Annotated in this window: 2 protein-coding genes; both read left to right on the top strand. The window is 71.5% G+C overall.

Annotation, left to right across the window (positions count from 1 at the left end):
* Positions 1–760: type II secretion system F family protein (locus tag ACYVE9_RS24720; RefSeq protein WP_461030116.1), on the top strand; the 760-nt coding region annotated here is incomplete at its 5' end.
* A gap of 176 nt (positions 761–936) precedes the next feature.
* Positions 937–1,824, top strand: coding sequence for a DUF5936 domain-containing protein (locus ACYVE9_RS24715; RefSeq protein WP_461030115.1), 888 nt, complete (start codon positions 937–939; stop codon positions 1,822–1,824).
* Positions 1,825–1,983 lie beyond the last annotated feature (159 nt).

Here is a 1,983-nt window from a genome sequence, read left to right as displayed (position 1 = left end):
GCGACTGCGTCGCACCCGGGCCGGCCGCGGCCTCGCCGGCCGGCTGGCCGCCACCGGACTCGACGTCACCCCGGGCGAGTTCACCGTCTACGTACTCGCCGGCACCGCCGCACTCTGGCTCATCGTCCAGTCTGCGCTGGCCGCCTTCTTCGGGCCCATCGCCGCCGCACTCGGCATCTGGGCGGCGTTCGCCTTCCTCAGCTGGAAGCGCGCCAAGCGCATCGAACGGTTCATCAACCAACTCCCGGAACTCTCCCGGCTGCTGGCCAACGGGACTCAGGCCGGTCTGGCGCTGCGCACCGGCATCACCATGGCCGCCGAGGAGATGGAGGCCCCCGCCGGCGAGGAACTCGCCAAGGTCGCCGACAAGCTCGCCCTCGGCCACTCCATCGACGAGGCACTCGGCGAGCTGGCCGACCGACTGCCGTCCCGTGAACTCGTCGTGCTGGTCACCACGTTGATCCTGTCCAACAAGGCGGGCGGACAGGTCGTCGGCTCGCTGCGCAACCTCACCGACACCCTGGAGCAGCGCAAGGAGACCCGCCGCGAGGTCAAGACCCAGCTCTCCCAGGTCAACATGACCGCCTACGCCGTCCCGCTGATCGGTCTCGGCGTCCTGCTCATGATGGACCGCGCCGGGCCCGGCACCCTGGAACGGATGACCGGCACCTTTCCCGGGCAGGCAGCGGTCGTCATCGCCTTCGGGCTCTACGCCCTGGGCTTCTTCGTCATCCGCCGCATGTCGAGGATCGATGTCTGAACCCCGACCCTCCTGACCACGCCCCCGAGTTGCCGGTCGGCAGGTGCGCTCGGGCGCCGCACCCCGTTGAACCGCCGACCACGCCACTGGACCGCCGACCACACCGTTGGACCAACGACCGCACCGATGAACCGCCGAACGTCGAACCGTCGGGGAACAGAGAGGAGGACCGCACCGTGGCACTGCTGCTCGCCTTCGCCTTCGCCCTGTGCGTCGCCGGAGCCTTCCTGGGCGTCAGGATGTACCGGGCCGAGACCAAACTGCCCGGCGACCTCGCCCTCGCCCTGGAGGTCGGCGCCACCCGTGCCACGCCCGTCGGCTCGGCCGTCGACCGGCTCGGCATGCGCTGGGCCCCTCTTGTGCTCCGCCTGATGGGTCCGACCCGCGTCAACCGGGTCCGCCGCCGCATCGACCTGGCCGGCAACCCCGGCGGCCTCACCCTCGACCGGTACGCCGCCCGCCGGGCCGTCTACGGCCTGCTGGGCCTGCTCGGCGCCTTCGCCATGCTCACCCGCGGCCAGTACCTGCTGGCCGCCGCCATGGTCGCCTTCGGACTGTTCTGGGTGGAGGTGGGCATCGCCGTCTCCATCCGCATCCGCAAGGACGAGATCGAACGCACCCTGCCCGACTTCCTCGACGTGCTCGCCGTCGTCGTCTCCGCCGGCCTCGGCTTCCGCCAGGCCCTGGACCGCGTCTCCGAGCGCTACGAAGGGCCCTGGGCCGACGAACTGCGCATCACCCTGCGCCAGATGGACATGGGCGTCAGCCGCCGCGAAGCCTTCGACGAACTCCGCCGGAGGAACGACTCCGAGCAGGTCGCGATGTTCGTGACCGCCCTCCAGCAGGGCGAGGAACTCGGCGCGCCCATCGTCGACACACTGATCTCCATCGCCACCGACATGCGCCGCACCGACGCCCAGAACGCCCGCCGCCGCGCCTCCAAGGCGGTGCCCAAGGCCACCCTCGTGATCACCACCGTCATGGTGCCCGCCACGCTGATCCTGCTCGTCGCCGGCCTCTTCCTCGGCACCGAGACCGACTTCGGCCGGATCTCGGGGGAGTGAGCGCCATGCGACTCGGGGGAGTGGACCGGCTGGGGGGATTGAACCGGCCCGGGGGTGCGGACCGCACCGTGCTCGGTGGCGCGGGCGGCACGGCGCTCGCGGACCCGGGCGGTGTGACGACGCTGCCCCACGGCACCGCCCACGGCCGACGGCTCGCGG

Source organism: Streptomyces sparsus (assembly GCF_054776295.1).
This window is presented reverse-complemented; position numbering and strand designations above follow the sequence as displayed.